General features: G+C 29.2%; 15 protein-coding genes, 2 rRNA genes and 1 other annotated feature. Of the genes, 15 read left to right on the top strand and 2 right to left on the bottom strand.

Annotated elements, in window-relative coordinates:
• The 9 genes from I1959_RS12990 to I1959_RS12950 form a co-directional block, all read left to right on the top strand.
• Nucleotides 1-79: ribosomal RNA gene (locus tag I1959_RS12990) — 23S ribosomal RNA — on the top strand; the annotation flags it as partial.
• Nucleotides 80-138: 59 nt separating this feature from the next.
• Nucleotides 139-255: ribosomal RNA gene (rrf, locus tag I1959_RS12985) — 5S ribosomal RNA — on the top strand.
• A 203-nt stretch (nt 256-458) separates the two neighbouring features.
• Nucleotides 459-1868, top strand: coding sequence for an aminotransferase class I/II-fold pyridoxal phosphate-dependent enzyme (locus tag I1959_RS12980; protein ID WP_092921506.1), 1410 nt, complete (start codon nt 459-461; stop codon nt 1866-1868).
• 173 nt (nt 1869-2041) lie between these two features.
• Entirely contained in the window at nt 2042-2731 is a 690-nt protein-coding gene (locus tag I1959_RS12975) for a dTMP kinase (protein ID WP_092921504.1), read from the top strand.
• Between the two features lie 2 nt (nt 2732-2733).
• On the top strand, nt 2734-3669 hold the full coding sequence (locus tag I1959_RS12970) for a DNA polymerase III subunit (protein WP_166504660.1): 936 nt from the start codon (nt 2734-2736) through the stop codon (nt 3667-3669).
• Nucleotides 3666-4541, top strand: coding sequence for a PSP1 domain-containing protein (locus I1959_RS12965; RefSeq protein ID WP_092921500.1), 876 nt, complete (start codon nt 3666-3668; stop codon nt 4539-4541). Before I1959_RS12970 ends, I1959_RS12965 begins: the two co-directional genes overlap by 4 nt.
• A 142-nt stretch (nt 4542-4683) precedes the next feature.
• Nucleotides 4684-5436: a tRNA1(Val) (adenine(37)-N6)-methyltransferase gene (locus I1959_RS12960; protein ID WP_092921497.1), complete on the top strand. Its 753-nt coding sequence runs from the start codon at nt 4684-4686 to the stop codon at nt 5434-5436.
• The gene (rsmI, locus tag I1959_RS12955; RefSeq protein WP_092921495.1) at nt 5437-6270 is read left to right on the top strand and encodes a 16S rRNA (cytidine(1402)-2'-O)-methyltransferase; all 834 of its coding nucleotides are present in this window, start codon (nt 5437-5439) and stop codon (nt 6268-6270) included. It abuts the gene before it with no gap.
• A gap of 26 nt (nt 6271-6296) precedes the next feature.
• Nucleotides 6297-6998, top strand: a complete 702-nt coding sequence (locus I1959_RS12950) for an HD domain-containing protein (protein WP_092921493.1) — start codon at nt 6297-6299, stop codon at nt 6996-6998.
• Nucleotides 6999-7103: 105 nt separating this feature from the next.
• Here I1959_RS12950 and I1959_RS12945 read toward each other — a convergent pair whose 3' ends face one another.
• The gene (locus tag I1959_RS12945) at nt 7104-7532 is read right to left on the bottom strand and encodes an Lrp/AsnC family transcriptional regulator (RefSeq protein ID WP_092921491.1); all 429 of its coding nucleotides are present in this window, start codon (nt 7530-7532) and stop codon (nt 7104-7106) included.
• Between the two features lie 17 nt (nt 7533-7549).
• Entirely contained in the window at nt 7550-8992 is a 1443-nt protein-coding gene (locus I1959_RS12940; RefSeq protein WP_092921489.1) for a nicotinate phosphoribosyltransferase, read from the bottom strand.
• A 172-nt stretch (nt 8993-9164) separates the two neighbouring features.
• Between I1959_RS12940 and I1959_RS12935 the strand changes: the two genes are divergently transcribed.
• The 6 genes from I1959_RS12935 to rsmA all read left to right on the top strand — a co-directional run bounded on the left by I1959_RS12935 (nt 9165) and on the right by rsmA (nt 15225).
• Nucleotides 9165-9746 (top strand): nucleoside recognition domain-containing protein, encoded by a 582-nt coding sequence (locus I1959_RS12935; RefSeq protein ID WP_240276228.1) that lies wholly within the window; start codon nt 9165-9167, stop codon nt 9744-9746.
• Nucleotides 9747-10271 (top strand): spore maturation protein, encoded by a 525-nt coding sequence (locus tag I1959_RS12930; RefSeq protein ID WP_092921485.1) that lies wholly within the window; start codon nt 9747-9749, stop codon nt 10269-10271.
• Nucleotides 10272-10416: 145 nt separating this feature from the next.
• Nucleotides 10417-10708 (top strand) — a binding site (T-box leader).
• 67 nt (nt 10709-10775) lie between these two features.
• Nucleotides 10776-12749, top strand: a complete 1974-nt coding sequence (metG, locus tag I1959_RS12925) for a methionine--tRNA ligase (RefSeq protein WP_330615185.1) — start codon at nt 10776-10778, stop codon at nt 12747-12749.
• A 19-nt stretch (nt 12750-12768) separates the two neighbouring features.
• Nucleotides 12769-13539: a TatD family hydrolase gene (locus I1959_RS12920; RefSeq protein WP_195238525.1), complete on the top strand. Its 771-nt coding sequence runs from the start codon at nt 12769-12771 to the stop codon at nt 13537-13539.
• 256 nt (nt 13540-13795) lie between these two features.
• Entirely contained in the window at nt 13796-14332 is a 537-nt protein-coding gene (gene rnmV / locus I1959_RS12915) for a ribonuclease M5 (RefSeq protein ID WP_092921479.1), read from the top strand.
• 20 nt (nt 14333-14352) lie between these two features.
• Nucleotides 14353-15225, top strand: coding sequence for a 16S rRNA (adenine(1518)-N(6)/adenine(1519)-N(6))-dimethyltransferase RsmA (gene rsmA / locus I1959_RS12910; RefSeq protein ID WP_092921477.1), 873 nt, complete (start codon nt 14353-14355; stop codon nt 15223-15225).
• Nucleotides 15226-15243: the final 18 nt, after the last annotated feature.

Raw genomic sequence — 15243 nt, 5'->3', positions numbered from 1 at the left:
TACCTGGTTGATAGGTCGAAGGTGTAAGTGCAGTAATGTATTTAGCTTATCGATACTAATAGGTCGAGGACTTGACCAAAAATCATTAACTAAATGATATACAGTTTTCAGAGTATTAACTCTAAAAGATAAAGATTATGTGGTTATTATAGCAAAGAGGATACACCTGTTCCCATACCGAACACAGAAGTTAAGCTCTTTAGCGCTGATGGTACTTGGGGGGCGACCCCCTGGGAGAGTAAGACGTAGCCACGTAATCTTTTTTTATGTCTAAAATTAAATAATGATTAAAATTATTTTTATGAGTATAAATAAGGTCGTTGATAGATTATAATAGTATCAACGACTTTATTTGTATTTATATACGAAAATTAATTGATAAATATAATACATATTAAATAAGTATTAATTTATTATATTGATTATTGGTTAGATCTAATCATTAGAAGGAGAACAAAATGAAAACAGAGATTATTAATCATTTAAGAGAAATCGTAGAAACTAATCTAATATCATTTCATGTGCCAGGTCATAAGTTAGGAAAAATTTATGACAAACTTGGATACTCTGATATAGTTAAAAATATATATAAAATGGACACAACTGAGATACCAGGAACTGATAATTTACATTCGCCAGAAGGAATAATAAAAAAATCGCAAGAAAGGGCTTCTAAGGCTTTCAAAAGCGATGAGACATATTATCTTATAAATGGAAGTACATGTGGGATACAAGGGGCTATAATGGCTTTATGTAATCCTAAGGATAAGATAATTGTTAATAGAGATTGCCATCAATCTGTTATAAATTCATGTATATTAGCTGATATAGAACCTATATATATACTTTCTAAAATTGACAAAGAAACTAATATACAAGAGGGAATAGATATTGAAGAATCTAAGAAGATAATAGACAATAATTTAGATGCTAAAGCTATTTTACTTACATATCCAACTTACTATGGAAAAACTTTTGAATTAAATGAAATATGTGATTATGCACACAAGCACAATATAGCAGTAATAGTAGATGAGGCACATGGGGCGCATTTAGGTTTAAGTGATAGATTACCAAAGACTGCTCTAGAAGAAGGTGCAGATATAGTAATTCAAAGTACTCATAAGACATTACCTTCATTTACTCAATCATCAATGATACATATAAAAGGAGATAGAGTGGATAGACAAAGATTAAGTACTATGCTTAGAATAATAGAATCATCTAGTCCTTCTTATATTCTTATGTCTTCATTAGAATTGGCTGTAGATATATATGAAACTAAAGGTAATGAATTAATGGAAGAACTTTTAGATAATATAGAGCAATTTAAAGAAAAAAATAAAAATACAAGTTTTGATATATATAATGAGGATGACAAAACAAAGTTATTTTTATCTTCTAAAAAACTAGGAATGACGGGATATGAATTAGAAGATCTTTTAAGAGAAAAGTACAATATACAGGTAGAATTAGCCAATTATTATGGAGTACTTTTAATATGTACTATAGGAAATACTAAAGAAGATTTAGATAAATTATCCGAAGCATTAGAAGACATGTCGAATAGATATAAGAAAGATTCTTATATAGAATGTCTAGAATATCCAGTAGTAATACCAGAAAAAGCACTAAATCCTAGAGAGGCATTTTATAAAAATAAGAAAAGTGTTAAAATATATGAAAGTATTGGACAAATTTGTGCCGAATATGTAATACCGTATCCTCCAGGAGTGAGTTTGTTGTCTCCAGGAGAAGTAATTACTAAAGAAATAATAGATTATGTAATTTTATGCCATAAAAAAGGAATGAATATAAATGGAATAAAAGATTTGAATTTAGAATTTATAGAGATTATAAGTGACTAATATAAATGATTATAAATTTTAGATAGACTCAGTTTAATATGTTATGTTAGTTAATCTATTATTCTATTAATGTATCTTATACATAATTAAAAAATAAATCAAAATATATAAGACTAAATAAAGAATTACGGAGGTGATACCTGGTTAAATATTTTTTTAATCAGGATATAAATATGAAGGGAAAGTTAATAATCATAGAAAGTGGATCAGATGCAAGCGGAAAGGCCACTCAAACAAAGAAGTTATATGAAAGACTTTTAGAAGATGGATATAATGTTAGAAAGGTTGAATATCCAAACTATGATGGAGAATCATCAGCACTAGTTAAGATGTACTTAAGAGGAGATTTTGGAAGTAAGCCTTCAGATGTAGACCCGTATATAGCATCTACATTTTATGCAGCAGATAGATATGCATCGTTTAAAACAGAATGGGAAGAGTTCTACAATAATGGTGGTATAGTACTTGCAGATAGATATACAACATCTAATATGGTACATCAAGCTTCTAAAATGGCTAAAGAAGATAGAGATAAATATTTAGATTGGTTATTTGATTATGAGTTTAATCTATATAAAATTCCACAACCAGATTGTGTAGTATTTTTAGATGTTCCAATAGAGTTTAGTAAAAAACTTATGGAAAATAGAAAAAACAAAATAACTGGTGAGGATAAAAAAGATATACATGAAAGTGATTTAGATTATTTAGAGAAATCATATAACAACTCTTTATATATAGCTGATAAGTATAATTGGGAAAAAATAAACTGTGTAGAGGAAGAAAACCTTAGAAGTATAGATAGTATACATGAAGAGATATACAAGGTTGTAGAGGATAAGATAAAATCTGTGGAGAGATAAATATGTACTTTGAAGATATAATAGGACAAGAGTTTGCTAAAAAATACTTAACAAATTCTATAAACAATAACAAAATAAGCCATGCATACATGTTTGAAGGAATAGAAGGTATAGGAAAAAAGAAACTAACCGAGGAATTAGCAAAATTATTGCTAGATATAAGTGATGTTAATAATAGCCCTGACTATATAGAGATAAAGCCAGATGGAAATAGTATAAAAATAGCACAAATAAGAAAATTACAAACAGATATAATTATAAAGCCTCATAAAGATTATAAAATATATGTAATAAATGATGCACATAAAATGACAGTTGAAGGTCAAAATGCTCTTTTAAAGACGTTAGAAGAGCCACCACAGTATGCTATAATAATTCTTGTAACATCTAATAAAGAAGCTCTTTTAGACACTATAAAATCTAGATGTGAAATAATTAAATTCTTACCTATATCTCTTATAGACTTAAAAAAATACCTAATACAAAAAGGTGTAGATGAACAGAGAACTCAATTGTTAGCTACTTTTTCTAGAGGTAGTATAGAAAAAGCATTAGAACTGTCTGAATCTAGTGAGTTTGCTCTTATGAGAGAAGAAATACAATCATATATAGAAAGACTTCTTGATAAGAATATAGTTGATATATTAGATATATCGTTAGATATAGAAAAATATAGAGGAGATATATTCAATATTTTAGATATTATGATTAATTATTTTAGAGATATTATGTTTATAAAAGAAAAAATTGACAAGAACATGATAATAAATTCCGATAAAATTACTTTTTTACAAAATATGAGTAAAAAAATTAGCTATTCTCAAGTGTCTAAGATTATTGATATAATAGAAGAGACAAAGAAAAAGATAAGAAGCAATTGTAACTTTAATATAAGTATGCAAGTTATGGCTTTGAATATATATGAGGTGATTAAATGATAAAGATAGTGGGTGTTAGGTTTAAAAATGCAGGTAAAATTTATTACTTTGATCCTGTTGATTTAGAAATAGAGAAAAATATGGATGTAGTAGTTGAAACTGCAAGGGGATTAGAATATGGTTCAGTGGTAGTAGGGCCAAAGGAAATATCAGAAGAAGAGTTAGTTTCACCATTAAAACCAATCATAAGAGTAGCTACAGAAGAAGATACTAAAATATATCTTGAAAACAAAGAAAAATCTAAGGAAACTTTTGAAATATGCCAACAAAAAATTAAAAGCCATGGGTTAACTATGTATTTAATAGATTGTGAATATACATTTGATAGAAATAAGCTAATTTTCTATTTCACAGCAGAAGGCAGAATAGATTTTAGAGAGCTTGTAAAAGATTTAGCATCGATATTTAAGACTAGAATAGAATTAAGACAAATTGGGGTTAGAGATGAAGCTAAAACAATAGGTGGATTAGGACCATGTGGTAGAAGTCTTTGTTGTTCATCATGGTTAGGAGATTTCCAACCAGTATCTATAAAAATGGCAAAAGACCAAAGTTTATCATTAAACCCTACAAAAATATCAGGAATATGTGGAAGACTGTTCTGTTGCTTAAAATATGAGCATGATGTGTATGCAGAAGCGATAGATGTTATGCCATCAGTAGGAGCATTAGTTAAAGTTGAAGATGGAAAAGGACGAGTTATAGAAATAAATCCATTATTAGAACAAGTTAAAGTTGAATTTAATGATAAGACTATAAAAGTATATCTTAAAGATGATGTTAAGGTATTACAAGAGCCTAGAAAATGTGGTGGATGTCAAAATGATATAGATGAAGCTACATTAAGAGAGTTAAAGAAACTAGAAGATTAATTTTATATAACTAAGGGGGTAGGATTTTTCCTACCCTTTTAGATAGAATAAATATAATTGATAAAGAACTTAATATAGAAAATATTAATATATTTAGTAAAGTATTTGACAGTCTTAGAGTAAGACATGAAAGGAGATATATATGGAAGTACAATTAAAGGAAACAGAAAGAATAGATGACTTGCAATTGAAAGGTCTTAAATTAATACAGGATAAAACTGGATTTTGTTTTGGTATAGATGCAGTATTATTAGCTAATTTTGCAAAGGTTAAAAAAGGAGCTAAAGTAGTAGATTTAGGAACTGGAACAGGTATAATACCAACACTTATAGCAGGAAAAAGCCAAGCGAGTAAAATAATAGGTGTAGAGATACAAGAAGAAGTATATGAAATGGCTACTCGCTCTGTAAAATTAAACAATCTACAAGACAGAGTGGAAATAATAAATGCTGACATAAAAACAATAGATAAAACACTAGAAGTACATGGCTATCATGTAGTTACATCAAATCCTCCATATATGCACATGGATGGTATAAAAAACCCTAATGATAAAAAGATGATATCAAGACATGAAGTTAAATGCAACTTAGAAGATGTTATAAGAGCAGCATCAAGGCTTACAATGCCTAAAGGAAAGTTTTTCATGATACATAGACCTACAAGACTTGTAGATATAATAGAGTTAGGAAGAAAATATAGACTAGAACCTAAGCAAGTTCAATTTATTCATCCAAGAGCTAATAAGGCACCAAACCTAATACTTGTAGAGTTTGCTAAAGATGGAAGACCAGAATTGAAAATACTGGACCCATTATATGTATATGGAGAAGATGGAAACTATACAGATGAGATAAAAGCAATATATGCAAATGAAGATATAGGAGAAGAGTAAATGAGCGGAAAGTTATATGTATGTCCAACACCTATAGGGAATTTAGAAGATATGACTTATAGAACAGTAAGAATTTTAAATGAAGTAGATTTAATAGCAGCAGAAGATACAAGACATAGTATAAAGCTTTTAAATCATTTTGAAATATCTAAACCATTAACTAGTTACCATGAACATAATAAAGATTCTAAAGGAAGTTATCTTATAGATAAATTATTAAATGGAGAAAATATAGCATTAATAAGTGATGCAGGAATGCCTGGAATAAGCGACCCAGGTGAAGAAATAATAAAGCAAGCAATAGAAAATAATATAGAGATAGAAGTATTGCCAGGAGCTAGTGCATCTATTATAGCTTTAGTTGGTTCAGGGCTAGAAACTAGAAAGTTTGCTTTTGAAGGATTTTTAGATAGAGATAAGAGAGTAAGAAGGCAACAATTAGAAGAAGTCAAGGAAGAAAGAAGAACTATAATATTCTATGAATCACCACATAGATTAAAAGATACTTTAAAAGATATGCTAAAAATATTAGGAAATAGAAAAATAGCAGTAAATAGGGAGCTTACTAAAAAATATCAAGAAGTAATAAGAGAAGATATTGAAACAGTAATCGAAATATTTAATGAAAAAGAAGTAAAGGGTGAATTTGTATTAATAGTAGAAGGATTTAAAGGTGAGATAACTAAGAAAAATAGCTATGATGACCTTAATGAAAGAGAATATGTTATTGCATTACTAGAAGAAGGTAAAAATAAAAAAGAAGCTATAAAAATAGTATGTAAGGATAGAAAACTACAGAAAGATATAGTATATAAGCAAGTTTTAGACCTATAAAATAAAACTAACTTGGGGTGGCTAAAATGGAAATTAAAGATATGTTGTTAGAAAGTTTAGTGTTTGAAAATACATCAGAAAAGTTTAAAGAATTAGATAGACTTAAAAAATTAGAAAAAGTTATATTAAAATTAAATGGCATGAAGGAAGTAGGAGAATGTAAATTTCATGTAGTAAATGTCTATGAACATTCTATAAAAGCCTTAGAAGAGTTTGAAGAAATGCTCAAAGAGGGAGAATTTTTCTCAAGTCATTTAAGAAACAATATAAAAGAATATTTAAATGAAGATATGGATGGTCATATAAAAAAGATTCATCTATTAAAATTAAGTATATTCTTACATGATATAGGTAAAGCAGACAGTAAAACAGTAGATGATACAGGAAGAGTACATTTTAGAGGGCATGAGATAGTAGGAGCTAAAATTTCAAGAGAATTAGGAAAAAGCCTAAATCTTGATGAAAGAAGTATAGAATTGATTGAAAAATATGTAAGATACCATATGGTACTCTTAGCTCTATATAAGAAAAATGATATGAGTAAAGAAAATCTTACAGAGTTATTTGATATTTTAGGAAAAGACTGTATAGGAGTGTTTATATTAGGCTATTGCGATATAGTAGCAACAAGAAAACTACTAAATCCAAATGAAGATATGAATATAATAAAGGTGTATATGGAATATGCACTTACGAATTATATCTATAGATATAAGCAAAGTTCATAATATAAATATTAGTTAGCTAGAATATATATTTTTAAAGAAAAGAAGTCAATGTAAAATAGTAGTTACTTTACATTGACTTCTTTTTTGATAATATTGGATCAATTTTTATAATATAGCCTTAGCTTGTATTGGTGTTGATAGTATAACTGAAGTTTTAGTAGAGCCGATTTTCTTTATTGTATCAATAACGTTTTCAAGTTCATACATGTCTCTAACTACAACCTTTAATAGTGAGCAGTCATCTCCTGTAACATGATGACATTCAACTATTCTTGGATCTTGACGAGCTACATTAATAAACTCTTCATACTTATTGCTAGGTAAAGATATGTGTATAAAAGCTTTTATAACTCTACCTAAAGCATCAGGATTAACTATAGCTTTATAACCTTCTATTATTCCTGATTCCTCTAGCCTTTTAACTCTTTCAGAAACAGCTGGAGAAGTTAGTCCAACTATTTTACCTAAATCTTTCATTGAAATTCTACCATCTTGTTGTAGAATGTCTATAATTCTGTGATCTGTAGCATCCATTTTGAATCCCCCTTGTATTAAGATGATTTATTATAGAAATTTTTAGAATCTATCATGTTGTTTTTTAGGTCCCAAAGGTCCTTAGATAAATCTACTTTGTAAGTTTGAGGATTAGAAAATCTTCTGTACTCATCCCATAAAGTGTTTAACTCATTTTGTACATAATCTCTTATTTTCATAACAGGTTTATGCTCATACATACATTTACCATTTATAAATAAAGGCTTATGAAGCTCTTTAACTGTATAGTTATTAAAAACTTTTGATTTCCAAGTGTATACAGGATGGAATACAGTAAGAGGCTTAGATTCATCTATTTTCTCATCATGCAACATTATTAAATCTGCTTCAGCCTTGTTATCTTCATTATAAATTCTTATAACTTTTTTATATCCTGGGTTATTTATTTTTTCAGGATCTTCTGATAATTTTATCTTAGGTTCTATTTTATCGCCATTAAAAGATGCAGCTAACTTGTAAACTCCTCCCAGAGACGGAGAGTCAGCAGATGTTATCAATTTAGTTCCAACACCCCAAGAGTTTATAGCAGCACCTTCAGATTTAAGATTAGATATAGTATGCTCATCTAAGTCATTAGATGCTGTTATACTAATATCAGTAAAACCTTCTTCTTCTAATGCTTTTTTACATTCTTTAGATAAATAGTGTAAATCACCAGAATCTAATCTAATACCTAAAGGCTTGTGACCTTTTTCTCTTAAGTTTTTGAATACTTTTATAGCATTAGGAAGTCCACTATTTAATACATTATAAGTGTCTATAAGTAAAAGGCATTTATCTGGATATATGTCGGCATAAGCTTCAAATGCCTCTAATTCTGTATCAAATTTTTGAACCCAGCTATGAGCTTGAGTTCCTACTACAGGAACATCAAATAATTTACCTGCTAAAACATTAGCAGTAGCATTACATCCCCCTATCATAGCAGCTCTAGCACCATATGTACCGGCATCAGGACCTTGAGCACGTCTAAGTCCAAACTCAAACACTGGATCTCCTTGAGCAGCAAAACAAACTCTAGATGCCTTCGTTGCTATAAGTGATTGAAAATTAACAATTGTTAATAAGGCAGTTTCGATTAATTGGGCTTGATATAATGGAGCTTTTACAGTAAGTATAGGCTCATTTGGGAACATTATAGTACCTTCTTCAACTGAGTATATATCCCCTGTAAATTTGAAATCCTTCAAAAACGTTAAAAATTTATCAGAAAAAAGATTTAGGCTTTTAAGATACTTTAAATCTTCATCGGAAAAATTTATGTTTTTTATATACTCAACAAATTGATCTATACCACACACTATTGTGTAGCCCCCGTTGCAAGCATTTTTTCTAAAAAACATATCAAATACTACAACATCTTCATGGATATTTTTTTCAAAATAACCATTTATCATAGTGAGTTGATACAAATCAGTAAGAAGTGTTAAATTTCTCATTGCATTTCTCCTTAAATATATATAATTATAAAATCACTTCGTATATGGATTAGTATGAAAAGCTAGTTGATTAAAAAACCCCACATATATACTAAAACACAATATAGTGCAAGTTTCAAGTATAAAGTAGTATATATAAATCATAAAATTTATCTAGAGGGGAGGCGATTTAATGGCAAGAATATGGTTTTATATGATTGCTATAGGAATAATAGGAAGTATGGTGTTTAATAATCTAGGAGAACTAAACAAAGTAATATTAACAGAAGCATCTAAAGGAGTAGAATTTGCAATAAGTTTGGCTGGGGTAATGGCTCTTTGGATGGGGATAATGAACATAGCAAAAGATGCTGGATTGATAGAAAAAATTGGACAAAAACTAAACCCTATAATGACAAGACTTTTCCCATCCATACCAAAGGGACATAAAGCTATGTCTTATATGGTTATGAATATAGCTTTGAATATGGTAGGGGCAGGTAATGGAGCTACAGCATTTGGACTAAAGGCTATGGAAGAACTACAAACTTTAAATCCTAAAAAGGATACAGCGACAAATGATATGATAATGTTTTTAGTCATTAATATATCATCAATTCAGTTAATACCATTTACTATGCTCAAAATAAGAATGGATTTAGGTTCTCAAAATCCAAGTCAGATAATAGTAACTACACTATTTGCAACAACAGTATCAACAATAATAGCTATAATAACCTGTAAATTATTGCAAAGTAAAAGGAGGTTAAGATAGATGGAGCTATTTTCAAATATACTTGTCCCTCTAATAATACTTTATATAGTTATTTATGGAAGACACAAAAAAATAGATATATATGATAGTTTTGTAAAAGGAGCAATAGATGGTCTTAAATCAGCTTGGTCTATAACACCTTACATAATAGGGATATTCTTAGCGATAGGGATATTTAAAACTGGGAAAGGAATAGAAATGCTTGAATTTTTATTTAAGCCAATAGCAGAGCTAATGAGTATACCAAAAGAACTTATAGGATTAATAATAGTAAAACCTCTTTCAGGAAGCGGTGCACTTGGAATGTATACTGAATTAGCACAAAGAGTAGGTATAGATACTATAATAGAGAAAATGGGATCTACAATAGTTGGGGCATCTGAAACAATTTTTTACACAATGGCTATATACTATGGAAGTTTAAAAATAAAGAACACTAGACACACACTAACTTGTGCTATGATAAGTCATATTGCAGGAGTTATAGCATCTGTATTTATCTGCTATATATTATTTACAGCTTAATATTTCTATAAAATGTACAAGATGGTATAATTAAAGTGTAAAAACCAATTGACATTAATTTATTAATTATATAGAATTAGTTTTAAATAGTAACAAGATTACATAAAATGAATAAAATATATTTATTTAGTAAAATATAGAAATATATAAAGCTGAGAAGAGAAGAGTAAATAAGGACTTTTTCTACAGAGAGCTAGGTTAGGTGAAAGCTAGCGTCAAAGAAATTATTGAAGATGGCCTCGGAGCTTTTTTATCTGAATAATAGAGAGTTCTATTTTTAAGATAAAACGGTTAGACACGTTATAGTCTGCTAAGATATCTAAAGTATTATAAGATACCATATTGATATGAGTAAACATCAATAAGTTTTAACTTTTAAAGTAGTATCTATAAATTTAGATAATTAGGGTGGTACCGCGAATAATCTCGCCCCTATGTATATCATAGGAGGCGAGTTTTTTAATACAAAGAGTTTCAACTCTATATTAAAGGTTAAAAATATAAATATATACTAAAAATAAATCAGGAGGTAAGAATATGACAAAACCAACTTTCTATGTAACAACTCCTATATACTACCCAAGTGGAAACTTACATATAGGACATACTTATACAACTGTTGCAGCAGATGCAATAGCAAGATTTAAACGTTTCTGTGGATATGATGTAAAGTTCTTAACAGGAACAGATGAGCACGGAGAAAAGATACAAAAAACTGCTAAGGCAAAAGGTATGACTGAAATAGAATACTTAGATGGGATGATAGCAGATATACAAAAATTATGGAAGACTATGGATATATCATATGATGATTTCATAAGAACTACACAAGATAGACATAAGGTAATAATCCAAAAGATATTCACTAAGTTATATGAACAAGGAGATATATACAAAGGAGCTTATGAAGGTAAGTATTGTACTCCATGTGAAAGTTTCTGGACAGAATCACAATTAGTAGATGGAAATAAGTGTCCTGACTGTGGAAGAGAAACTTATGATGCTAAGGAAGAAGCTTACTTCTTCAAATTATCAAAATATGAAGATAGATTAAGAGAATTATTTGCTGACCCTAACTTCTGTTTCCCAGTATCAAGAAAAAATGAGATGGTTGCAAACTTCTTAGATAAAGGATTAGAAGATTTATGTGTAACTAGAACTACATTTGATTGGGGTATAAAAGTACCATTTGATGAAAAACACGTAATATACGTTTGGGTAGATGCTTTATGCAACTATATAACAGCTTTAGGATATATGAGTGAAAATGATTCAGAATACAAAAAATTCTGGCCAGCTAATGTTCATATAGTAGGTAAAGAAATAATGAGATTCCATACAATAATATGGCCAGCTATACTTATGGCTTTAGGTGAAGAAGTACCTACACAAGTATATGGACATGGATGGATATTATTTGATAATGATAAGATGAGTAAATCAAAAGGAAACATAGTTTATCCAGAGCAAATGATAGAAAGATACGGAGTAGATGCTCTTAAATACTTCTTATTAAGAGAATTTGCATTTGGTCAAGATGGTAACTATACTCATAGAAACTTTATAACTAGACTTAACTCAGATTTAGCAAATGATTTAGGAAACTTAGTAAGTAGAACAGTTGCAATGGTTGAAAAATATAACGGTGGAATAATACCAATGCCAAAAGCTACTACTGAATTTGATGCTGACTTAAAAGAAACTGCTAGATTATCAGTAGAAAATTTTGAAAATGAAATGAACAAACTTCAATTTAATGAAGCATTAGAAAGTGCTTGGAAATTAATAAGAAGAACTAACAAGTATATAGATGAAACTATGCCTTGGGCTTTAGCAAAAGATGAAGCTAACAAAGATACTTTAGATACAGTATTATACAACTTATGTGAATCTATAAGAATAGTAGCTACATTAATAAATCCAATAATGAACGCTACTGCTAAAAAAATATACTGTCAATTAGGAATAACAAATGAAGAATTAACAACTTGGGAAAGTGTTAAAACATTTGGATTAATAACTGAAGGAACAAAAGTACACAAAGGTGAATCTTTATTCCCAAGATTAGATATAGAAAAGGAAGTAGAAGAATTGAACGAATTATTTGCAGAAAAGAAAGACGTAGTAGAAGAAGTAGCTCCATTAGAGCACAAAGAAAACATAACAATAGATGAATTAGATAAAGTTGAACTAAGAGTAGGTAAAGTTTTAAGCTGTGAAAAACATCCAAAAGCAGATAGACTTTTAGTATCTCAAATAAAATTAGGTTCAGAAACAAGACAAATCGTATCAGGAATAGCTAAATGGTATAAGCCAGAAGATATGGTTGGAAAAGATGTTATAGTTGTTTGTAACTTAAAGCCAGTTAAGCTAAGAGGAGTAGAATCTCAAGGTATGATATTAGCTGCTGGAGATGATGGTGACGATTTAGTAGTACCAGTAGCTACAGGTGCTAAGGATGGATGCGAAGTTCGTTAATTAGTTAGGAGAATAAAAAATGTTATTTGATGCACATGCACACTTAAATAGTGAAAGATTTGATGAAGATAGAGAAGAATTAATAGAATCTTTAAAAGAAAAAGGTGTAGATTTAGTATTAAATCCAGGAGCAGATATAGAAACATCAATAACTAGTGTAGAATTAGCTAATAAATATGATTTTATATATGCAGCAGTTGGAGTGCATCCACACGATGTTAAAGATTTAGATGATACTGCAATAGATACTTTAAGAAAACTAGCTACTGAAAATGAAAAAGTAGTAGCTATAGGTGAAATAGGATTAGACTATTACTATGATAATTCACCTAGAGAAGAACAAAAAGAATGGTTTAAAAAACAAATAGAATTAGCTAATGAGTTAAAATTACCTATAATAATACATGATAGAGATGCACATGGAGATACTTTTGAAATAATAAAAAATACAAAATCTCCAGAAATAGGATGTGTGCTTCATTGTTATAGCGGGAATGTTGAATTAGCTAGAGAATATGTAAAAATGGGTTGCTATATATCAATACCAGGAACAGTGACTTTTAAAAATAATAAAAAAACTAGAGAAGTAGCAAAAGAAATACCTCTAGAATATTTATTAATAGAAACTGATTCACCATATATGGCTCCAGAGCCTCATAGAGGGAAAAGAAATGACCCATCATTAGTTCAATTTGTAGCAGATAAGATTGCTCAAGAAAAAGGTATATCTTACGAGCAAGTTTGCAAAGCTACAAAAGAAAATGCTAAAAGATTATTTAATATAAAATAAAAGCCCTTGAGACTGTATAGTCTCAAGAGCTTTTTTTAATACAATTATAAAATATTTATAGATATACATTATTATTCTAGCATCATAGTTATTAAGTAAATATTGTAAAACACAATAAAAATAGAGTGTAAAAACAAAAACTATAGCACATAATGATATTATAGTTTTTGTTTTTCCTTGATAAAATTACATAAAAAACGTAAAATATAGAAATGAAGTTAAGACAGGATACAAAACAGATAAAGGTGAATTGATAATGATAAAAGAAATAATAGTTGTAGAAGGAAGAGACGATGTTACAGCAGTAAAAAGAGCTGTAGATGCAGAACTTATAACAACTGGTGGATTTGGGTTTCCTAAAGGTGTTATGGAAAGAATAAAATCTGCTCAAAAAAGACGTGGAGTAATAATATTTACAGATCCTGATTTTGCGGGTGAAAAAATAAGAAAAAAAATAGCTGCAGAAGTTCCAGGATGTAAGCATGCTTTTTTACCAAGAGAGGAAGCTAAAAAAGATGGTGACATAGGTATAGAAAATGCCACACCAAAGAGTATAATAGCAGCTCTTGAGAGAGTTAGAACAGAAAGTACAGAAAAAAGAGATGAATTTAAGCAAGTTGATTTAATAAGAAATGGACTTATAGGAAATGAAGATGCATCTAATAGAAGAGATGAATTAGGAAAGATACTTGGAATCGGATATGGAAATGCCAAGCAATTCTTAAATAGATTAAATAATTATGGGGTTACTAGAGAAGAATTTGTAAAATCACTAGAAACTTTAGATAAATAAATATAAAAGGAGAAAAATTAATGGATAGACTTTCATCACATAGAGCCACAAAAGATGTAGTTGAAAAGCACGGATTTAAATTTTCAAAGTCTTTAGGGCAAAACTTTTTAATAGATGATAATGTAATAGATAAAATATTAAGAGGGGCAAGACTTTCTGAAGGAGACTATATAATAGAAGTAGGTCCTGGTATAGGGACACTAACTCGTGAGATGGGTAAAGTAGCTCAGAAAGTTGTGGCTATAGAAATAGATAAAACATTAATACCTATATTACAGGGTGAAACATTAAAAGACTTTGATAATATAGAAGTAATAAATCAAGATATATTAAAAGTAAATGTTCAAGAATTAGTAAAAGAAAAACTAAATGGGGGACCAGTTAAATTAGTTGCAAACTTACCATACTATATAACAACTCCAATAGTTATGAAGTTCTTAGAAGAAGATATACCAGTAACGGATATAGTTGTAATGGTACAAAAGGAAGTTGCAGATAGAATGAATGCAGTACCAGGAACAAAAGATTATGGAGCTTTATCAGTAGCAGTTCAATATTATTGTGATACAGAAATAGTAGCAAAAGCACCAAGACATATGTTTATACCACAACCAAATGTTGACTCAACAGTTATAGGACTTCATGTTAGAGAAGAAATAAAATATCCAGTTGATAATGAAGAAATATTCTTCAAGACTGTTAAAGCGGCTTTTGGACAAAGAAGAAAAACATTACTTAATGCATTAGGTGGATTAGGATTCTTAAGTAAAGATGAGATAAAGGAAGTACTAAGTGCTGCTAATATAGATGAAAAAAGAAGAGGGGAAACTTTATCAATAGAAGAGTTTGCCACTTTATCAAATAAAGTAAATGAAAAAGTACCTTCAAAATAATTGAAGGTACTTTTTTTA

The organism is Romboutsia sp. 1001285H_161024_C4, assembly GCF_015550185.1.
GTDB lineage: Bacteria > Bacillota > Clostridia > Peptostreptococcales > Peptostreptococcaceae > Romboutsia_C > Romboutsia_C hominis.
The sequence above is the reverse complement of the archived record's forward strand: the minus strand, read 5'-3'. Positions and strand labels throughout refer to the sequence as shown.